This is a genomic window from Neisseria sp. P0021.S005, from assembly GCF_051956955.1.
In genome coordinates, this window is the sequence record NZ_JBQCWY010000907.1 from 1 (window position 1) to 520 (window position 520).

The following is a 520-nucleotide window of genomic DNA, read 5'->3' on the forward strand; positions in this document are numbered from 1 at the left end:
ACCCTATTTCAGACGGCCTTTTTTATTACAAACCCCTTGACTGATTACATAAGATTACGTAAAGTGTGCAACAGTTTTCATAAATTGGTAAAACCAATTTACCTGATAACTGATTGCATCTAAAAAGGTGGCAATCCTTATTCGAAAAACATCTATTACTCAACACATCGCATCAAACCGCCATTGATTGACGGTTATGATGCCCGTTGCCCCGAGGATAATCCCATGGCTCTCTTTCTCAGTATTTTTCCCATCGTGCTGCTGATCTGGCTGATGGTTAAGAAAAACAGTATGCCGTCCTACGTCGCGCTGCCGATTACCGCCGCGCTGATTTATGCCATCAAACTGTTTTATTTCGGCGACAACGCCATGTTGCTCAACGCAACAGCCGCGTCCGGCCTCGTCTCTACCCTGACCCCGATTACCGTGATTTTCGGTGCCATTATGTTCAACCGCATGATGGAAACCACCGGCTGTATCGACGTCATCCGCAAATGGCTGGCCACCATCAGCCCGAACC

At 46.9% G+C, this 520-nt stretch carries 1 protein-coding gene; it reads left to right on the forward strand.

The features are described from left to right. Window positions 1-225 precede the first annotated feature (225 nt). Window positions 226-520 (forward strand): L-lactate permease (locus ACTHUE_RS20095; RefSeq protein WP_440424290.1); only part of this gene is annotated, 295 nt, incomplete at its 3' end.